8 protein-coding genes are annotated in these 7,469 nt (G+C 67.8%); 2 read left to right on the forward strand and 6 right to left on the reverse strand.

The annotated features are described in order from the left end of the window. The 5 genes from AUL38_RS04500 to AUL38_RS04520 form a co-directional block, all read right to left on the reverse strand. Complete coding sequence (locus AUL38_RS04500) at window positions 1-1,170, reverse strand: Rv2578c family radical SAM protein (RefSeq protein WP_083506579.1); 1,170 nt, start codon at window positions 1,168-1,170, stop codon at window positions 1-3. A gap of 91 nt (window positions 1,171-1,261) precedes the next feature. Continuing rightward, window positions 1,262-3,145 (reverse strand): heavy metal translocating P-type ATPase, encoded by a 1,884-nt coding sequence (locus tag AUL38_RS04505; protein ID WP_059059485.1) that lies wholly within the window; start codon window positions 3,143-3,145, stop codon window positions 1,262-1,264. 64 nt (window positions 3,146-3,209) lie between these two features. Then, window positions 3,210-3,518, reverse strand: coding sequence for a chorismate mutase (locus AUL38_RS04510; protein ID WP_059059486.1), 309 nt, complete (start codon window positions 3,516-3,518; stop codon window positions 3,210-3,212). An 11-nt stretch (window positions 3,519-3,529) separates the two neighbouring features. Then, the gene (locus tag AUL38_RS04515; RefSeq protein ID WP_059059487.1) at window positions 3,530-4,816 is read right to left on the reverse strand and encodes an adenylosuccinate synthase; all 1,287 of its coding nucleotides are present in this window, start codon (window positions 4,814-4,816) and stop codon (window positions 3,530-3,532) included. A gap of 130 nt (window positions 4,817-4,946) precedes the next feature. After that, a complete protein-coding gene (locus AUL38_RS04520; RefSeq protein WP_059059488.1) occupies window positions 4,947-5,438 on the reverse strand; it encodes a Dps family protein in 492 nt (163 codons plus the stop codon). Between the two features lie 179 nt (window positions 5,439-5,617). Here AUL38_RS04520 and AUL38_RS04525 point away from each other — a divergent pair, with 179 nt between their 5' ends. Next, window positions 5,618-6,637, forward strand: a complete 1,020-nt coding sequence (locus AUL38_RS04525) for an epimerase (protein WP_059059489.1) — start codon at window positions 5,618-5,620, stop codon at window positions 6,635-6,637. Window positions 6,638-6,673: 36 nt separating this feature from the next. Beyond that, window positions 6,674-7,099, forward strand: a complete 426-nt coding sequence (locus AUL38_RS04530; RefSeq protein WP_059059490.1) for an HNH endonuclease — start codon at window positions 6,674-6,676, stop codon at window positions 7,097-7,099. Between the two features lie 6 nt (window positions 7,100-7,105). Here the strand turns inward: AUL38_RS04530 and AUL38_RS04535 are convergent, their stop codons facing one another. Further along, window positions 7,106-7,465: a DUF3151 domain-containing protein gene (locus tag AUL38_RS04535; RefSeq protein ID WP_083506580.1), complete on the reverse strand. Its 360-nt coding sequence runs from the start codon at window positions 7,463-7,465 to the stop codon at window positions 7,106-7,108. Window positions 7,466-7,469 lie beyond the last annotated feature (4 nt).

The following is a 7,469-nucleotide window of genomic DNA, read 5'->3' on the forward strand; positions in this document are numbered from 1 at the left end:
CTAAAACAGCGTGGGCGCGGGCACTCCGGGCACGGCCACGGCGGCCGCGAGCCCGCCGCCCCGGGTCGATTCGAGCTGCACGGCACCCCGCGCGCCGGCCGCTGCGATCGGCGGGTAGGGATCGCGGCTGCGCGTACCCCCGCTGAACTCGAGCCCGTACTTGCGCATGAGTGGCCGGATGCGCGCGGCGAGCGCCAGCCGATAGGCCTGTGTCGCCTTGCTTGATGCGCCGGGATAGAGCGAGCGGTATGCGGGGAGCAGTTCTGGATACTCACGCTCAAGCCACGCGAAGAACCACGGCCGCACGTGCGAACGCAGGTGCAGCGCTCCGTACATCACGGAGCGAGCCCCCGCCTCGCGGATGTCGCGGAGCAGCGCGTCGAGCTGGGCTGGGCTGTCGGTGAGGTGCGGCAGCACCGGCATCACGAAGACGTCGATCTCGAAGCCAGTAGCGCGGGCGGCCGCAACCGTGTCGAGCCGTGCCCGAGTGCTCGGGGTTCCCGGCTCGATGGACTGTTGCAACGCCGGGTCGCCGACGGCGATGGACATCGCGAGCTCCACGGGCACCCGATCTGCGGCCTCAGCGAGCACGGGCAGGTCGCGTCGGAGCAGCGTGCCCTTCGTGAGAATCGAGATCGGGGTATCGCGCTGGGCGAGCGTCTCGATAATGCCGGGGAGCAATCGGTAGCGCCCTTCGGCGCGCTGGTACGGGTCCGTGTTCGTGCCGAGCGCGACCATCTCGCGCGACCAGGAAGGCCTCGCAAGCTCGCGCGCGAGCACCTCTGCCACGTTGACTTTCACGACGATCTGCGAATCGAAGTCTTGTCCGGCGTCGAAGTCGAGGTAGCGGTGCGAACCGCGCGCGAAGCAATAGACGCAGGCATGCGAACAACCCCGATAGGGGTTGATAGTCCACGAGAACGGCATGGCCGAACCAGCCGGCACCCGGTTCAGCGCGCTCTTGGCGAGCACCTCGTGAAACACGGCGCCAGCGAACTCGGGCGTGCGCACCGTTCGGAGGTGCCCCGGCATGGCCGCGACCTCGCTAAGCTCGAGGCCCGGAAGCGTCGCCGATGCAGTCGCCGCGGCGGCCGATACCTGCGCGACCGCACCCGAGCCCGAACCACCGCCAACTTGCCGGTTCGCTACGCCCTGCCCGCTCCACCTCATGCAGCTATTCGAACATATGTTCGAATGAATTGCAAGCGTTTTCACTCGGCTGGCCCCGCCGCCGCAGCGACACCGCCTCACCCACAGAACGTCAGCGGCGCTTGCCGCGGATCGCGCGCAGCGCCCCCAGGATGGCCACGAGATCCACGACCTCCTGCAGCCACGCGCCAGCGATCGCGGGGAGGAACCCGAAGGCGGCGACGAGCATGAGGCCGACGCTCACCGCGATCCCCATCCAGATGCTCTCGAGTGCGATGCGCACCGTGTCCTTGCCGATCCGCACCGCGGTCGCGACCCCATCGAAGCGGTCGAAGCGGTTCACGACGTCGGCCGATTCGCTCGCAGCGGTGGAGCCGCGGGCACCCATCGCAAACCCCACGTCGGCAGCGGCAAGCACCGGCGCATCATTGAGGCCATCGCCGACCATCATGAGCGGCCTGGGCTGCATTGCGGTGACGATCCGCACCTTGTCGACTGGGCTCGACTCGGCGTGCACCTCGTCGATGCCCGCCTGCGAAGCCATCACGTTCGCGGTGGCCGCGACATCGCCCGTGACCATGGCAAAGTTTGTGAGACCGAGCTCACGCAGCTCGGCGAGCACCGCTGGGATTTCGGGCCGCAGCTCGTCGCGCATCACGAGCACTCCCGCGAAACGGTCGTCGAGGGAGACGTAGATCGCGAGCTCCCCTGCCCCGATGTCGGCGCGCTCGAGATCCGGCGCCGCCTCGGCAACCCAGGAGGGCTTACCGACGCGCACGGTGCCGGCCTCGACGACGGCCTCGACACCGTTCGTCGCGCTCTCCTCCGCACTGTCGACAGGGAGCAGCGCGATGCCGCGCGCCTTCACCGATTCGACGACTGCGCTCGCGAGCACGTGCGAGGAGTAGACCTCGGCACTCGCTGCAAGCTGCAGCAACTGCTCCTCGGTAAAGCCCTCGGCCGGGTGGACGGCGCGCGGCGCGGGACGGCCCGTCGTGAGCGTGCCGGTCTTGTCGAACGCGACGGAGCGCACCTTTGCGAGCTGCTCAAGCGTCCCGCCACCCTTCACGATGAGGCCTTCCTTCGCCGCACGACTCATGCCGCCGAGAAACGCGACGGGCGCTGCGATGAGCAGCGGACACGGGGTCGCAACGACGAGCACTTCGGCAAAGCGCACGGGGTCCCCGCTCGCCCACCACGCGATGCCAGCGATCACGAGCGCAATCACGGTGAAGGGGACCGCGTAGCGGTCTGCGATCCGCACGGTCTTCGCGCGGCTCCCCTGCGCCTGCTCGACGAGGTCGACGATCTGCTGGTACTTGCTGTCGCGCGCGGTGGCCGCGGCGCGCATGATGATCGCGCTGGATCCGTTTACCACGCCGCTCGCGATGCGCTCGTCCCGTGCGCGCGTGACCGGCAGGCTCTCTCCCGTGAGCGAAGATGCGTCGAACTCTGCAGAATCCGAGAGCAGGATCGCGTCGACCGGCACGAGCTCGCCGGGGCGCACAAGCAGCCGATCGCCCTTCAGGATCTCGCCGACGGGCACGGTCTCGCTCCGCTCGTCGCCGAGTTCGCCGCTCGCTGGTGCGGATCCGGCGCCCGCGCCCACTGGCGCGGTGAGCAGCCGGGTCGCCTGCTGCGGTGCACGCTTGAGCAGCGCGGTAAGCTCGCGCTTCGACCGATTCTCGGCGTAATCTTCGAGGGCCTCGCCGCCGGTGATCATGAGCACGACGATGAGGGCGGCCCACACCTCGCCGACGCTCACCGCGGCGACGATCGCGATGACCGCGAGGATGTCGAGACCGGCGTGTCCGCGCATGAGCTGGCGCACCATCCCGTAGGCCTGCCAGGCTGCGATGCACAGCGCGTAGCCGCCAACGAGCCAGGGCGCCACACCGCGTGCGGGGGTCGCGAGGAGCGAGAGCCCCACGATGGCGACAACGATCGTGAGCGCAACGGCGGGGTACGCCTTGGTCCACCGCAGCAGTGTGTTCATAGCCCTTATCTTGCACCCTCATAGGGATGCGGGGCAATGGTGAGCGGTGCCGCCCCAGGCGCGGCTACGCCTCGTCGCGCGAGTCCGCAGCGATCGCCGTGTGGTGCTGAATGACCTCGGCAACCACGAAGTTGAACCACTTCTCGGCGAACTCCGGATCGAGGTGCGCGTCCTCAGCGAGGCTTCGCAGGCGAGCGATCTGCCGCGCCTCGCGAGCGGGGTCAGACGGCGGCATATCAAAGTCGGCCTTGAGCTGCCCGACCTCCTGAGTGCATCGGAAGCGCTCGGCAAGCATGTGCACGAGCGCAGCATCGATGTTGTCGATGCTCGAACGCAGGCGTCCGAGCCGCTCCTCAGGGGTCAAGCCACTCATCTGATTCCCTCTCAGCTCAGCAGGTCGTGGAGTACGACAACCTGCTCGCGCTCCGGGCCAACGCCGACCGCGGAGAATCGCGCGCCGCTCATCGCTTCGAGCGCAACGATGTAGTCCTGCGCGTTCTTCGGCAGATCCTCGAACGTGCGGCATCCCGTAATGTCCTCGTCCCAGCCAGGAAACTCCTGGTAGATGGGCTTCGCGTGGTGGAAGTCCGACTGGTTCACCGGCATCTCGTCGTGACGCACGCCGTTCACGTCGTACGCGACGCACACCGGGATCGACTTGATGCCCGACAGCACGTCGAGCTTCGTCAGCACGAAGTCGGTGACACCGTTGATGCGCGCTGCGTAGCGGGCCATCGGCGCGTCGTACCAGCCACAGCGACGGGCACGACCGGTGGTCACGCCGAACTCGCCACCCTGCGTCTGCAGGAACTCGCCCATCTCGTCGAAGAGCTCAGTCGGGAAGGGCCCCGAGCCGACGCGGGTGGTGTATGCCTTGATCACCGCAATGATGCGGTCGATCTGGTGCGGCGGAACGCCCGAACCCGTCGAAGCGCCACCGGAGGTCGCGTTCGAGCTCGTGACGAACGGGTACGTGCCGTGGTCGATGTCGAGCATCGTTGCCTGGCCCGCCTCGTACAGCACGGTCTTGTCGTCAGCGAGTGCGTTGTGGAGCAGCAGCCCGGTGTCGCACACCATCGGCTCGAGCAGCTCGCGGTAGGCGAGCAGGTCGTTCACAACCTCGTCGGCGTCGATCGCGCGGCGGTTGTAGATCTTGACGAGCACCTGGTTCTTGAAGTCGAGCGCTGCCTCGACCTTCTGCCGCAGGATGCCCTCGTCGAAGATGTCCTGGATACGGATCCCGACGCGGTTGATCTTGTCGGCGTAAGCGGGGCCAATGCCGCGACCGGTCGTGCCGATCTGGCGCTTCCCAAGGAAGCGCTCGGTGACCTTGTCGAGCGTGCGGTGGTACTCGGTGATGACGTGCGCGTTCGCGCTCACCTTCAGCTTTGAGACGTCGACGCCGCGCTCCTTGAGCGCGTCGAGCTCGAGCTTCAACACCGCGAGGTCGACGACGACACCGTTCGCAATGACGGGCACAACGCCCGGGGTGAGGATGCCGGATGGCAGCAGGTGAAGCGCATACTTCTGGTCGCCAATGACGACCGTGTGGCCGGCGTTGTTACCGCCGTTGAACTTCACGACGTAGTCGACACGGCTCCCGAGCAGGTCGGTCGCCCGACCCTTCCCCTCATCGCCCCATTGGGCACCGGTGATCAGTACAGCGGGCATCTCAGCCCCTTCCTTCGCACTAGGCAGATACCGAGCCAGTCTAGCGGAGCGGTGGATCCCATGCCCCGGCGGGCACAAAACGGCGCCCAGCGGCACGCAAAGATGCCGCTGGGCGCCGTCTATTTGGGGCCTATGCCTCTGCGAAGTGCGAGGACAGGAACCAACGATCCTTATCAAGCTGCTGCGCGACCGCAATCGCGATGTCCTGGCTCACCGGATCAACGTTCTCAAGCCCCTCGATGGCGCGGTAGACGGTCTCGAGAGTGGCGTCGAGCTGCGCAACCATCTCGCGGACGGTGACCTTTGCCTGCTGGAATCCGTGGCTGAGCTCGGGATTCGTCGCGCGCGCGGCGACGGTAGTGATGCGCGCGTCGATCGGGAGCCCAAGCGCCACGATCCGCTCGGCAACCGTGTCGGTCGCATTCTGCGCATTCTCAACGATCACGTCGAGAAACTCGTGCACACCGACGAAGTTCATGCCGCGCACATGCCAGTGCGCCTGCTTGGCGTTTACGTGGAGCGCGGTGAGATCGTGCACCACTGGGCTGAGGTACTGGGCGACTCCGCTCGGGCGATTCATGTCTCCCTGCGCGGCCGGGATACGGGCTTCTTGCATTGTCATACTGGCTTCCCTCTCTCTCGGGAGCGCCCGTACGTGCTGGGCACTCGGTACACCTCAGGGTACGCGGTGGACCTGGAAGCCGCACTAAGAATTCGATGTGGTTTTGCCCTGGGCTGGCTAGGCTTGGGCCCATCTGCGCTGCCCGGCCCACTGAGCGCTGTCTGCCGACAAGGGGAACCATGACCGATAAACGCCTCGTCATCGGAGGAGCGTCCGGCTTCCTCGGCTCTCGACTGCGCAGCGAACTTACGGCCGACGGCTGGCAGGTATCGACGATCGGCCGCAACGGGGCCGACGCGACGTGGGACGATCCGGCCGCGATCCGCCGACTCGTGGACGGCGCAGACGCGGTGATCGGGCTCGCGGGCAAGAGCGTCGACTGCCGCTACCACGACGCGAATCGCAACGAGATCCTGCGCTCGCGCGTGGACACGACGCGCGCGCTCGCGGAAGCGATCGGTGCGAGTGAGCATCCGCCCGCGGTCTGGCTGAACGCGAGCACGGCGACGATCTACCGGCACGCGATCGATCGCCCGCAGACCGAGAGCACCGGCGAGCTCGGCAGCGGCTTCTCCGTCGACATCGCCCGCAACTGGGAACGCGAGTTCTTCGCCCCCGACCTGCCGGGCACCCGCCGGGTCGCGCTGCGGATCGCCATCGCACTCGGCGACGGCCCGGCAACGAACATGCTGTTCCGTCTTGCCAGGCTCGGCGTCGGTGGCCCGCAGTTCGACGGCCCCTGGTTCCCGCACCGCCGCTACCGCGGCATCGGGCCCGATCCCACGCAGCCCACAGGGCCGGGGTGGCATCGCACCCGCGGTAGGCAACGCTTCAGCTGGGTACACGTCGACGATGTCGTCGGGGCGGTACGCTTCGTGCTCGACACCGATTCGCTCACGGGGCCGGTGAACGTCGCGTCGCCCGGCGCGAGCGACAACCGTACCGTCATGCGTTCGATCCGTCGCACCGTCGGCGCATGGTTCGGGCTGCCCGCGTTCCGCTGGATGCTCGAACCCGCGACCTGGGTGCTGCGCACCGAGTCCGAAATGGTGCTGAAGAGCCGCTGGGTTGCCTCCGAAAAGTTGCTCGCAGCCGGGTACACGTTCACGTGGCCAGAACTCGAGCCCGCCCTGCGAGACGTCTACGCTCGGCGGCGAGCGAACGGTGCGCGGCGCGGCCTCGGCAGGAGCCGGGGCTAACCGGTCGCTGCGCCAGATCAGGGGTACGGTGGTTTCGTGCCTCCCCGTCGGAAATACCCCACCAAGCGGTCAGCTGCGACCAGCGCACGCTACGCGAAGCGGCGCCAGAACCGGCTTGCGCGCGTCGACAACGACCTCACCGACGACCAGTGGCAGAGCTTGCTCGAGGCCTGGGGTGGGTGTGCATACTGCCAGGGCGACGGGGCAGCGCTCCAGCGCGACTGTGTACAACCGGTGTCCCGCGGCGGGCGCTACACGCTCGGCAACGTGGTGCCCGCGTGCGCATCGTGCAATGCGAGCAAGCACAACACCGAGGTGACCGGCTGGCTCAGACGCAAGAAGCTCGACGAACGCGCGTTCTTACTGCGGCACGCGACAATCTTGCAGCAGCTCCTTCCCGACGAGGAAGAGCCGGCCGCGCAGGACGATACGCCCGCAGCGGCGCCCGACGTCACGACCTAAGGGACGTTAGCGCGCCGCTTCGATCTCGGTGATCGCGGTCGCGTCGGCGCCGTTGAGGAACTCGGTGAGGCGCTCGACCTCGCCCACCTCGCCAATCGCTTCGGCGCCACGACGCAGCGCATACAGTGCGCGCAGCACGCCCCGATTGGGTTCGTGAGACCACGGCACCGGCCCCGCACCGCGCCAGCCCGACTTGCGCAGCGTGTCGAGGCCGCGATGGTAACCGACGCGCGCGAACGCGTACGCCTCGATCTCGCGCCCCTCGGCAGCGGCGGCATCAGAGAGCTCCCCCCAGGCGAGCGGGGACTCAGGGTGCTCGCGCACCACCGACTCAGGGTCGCGCCCTGCGGCGAGCGCCGCCGTCACCTCC

Source organism: Leucobacter sp. G161, assembly GCF_001482305.1.
Taxonomy (GTDB): domain Bacteria; phylum Actinomycetota; class Actinomycetes; order Actinomycetales; family Microbacteriaceae; genus Leucobacter.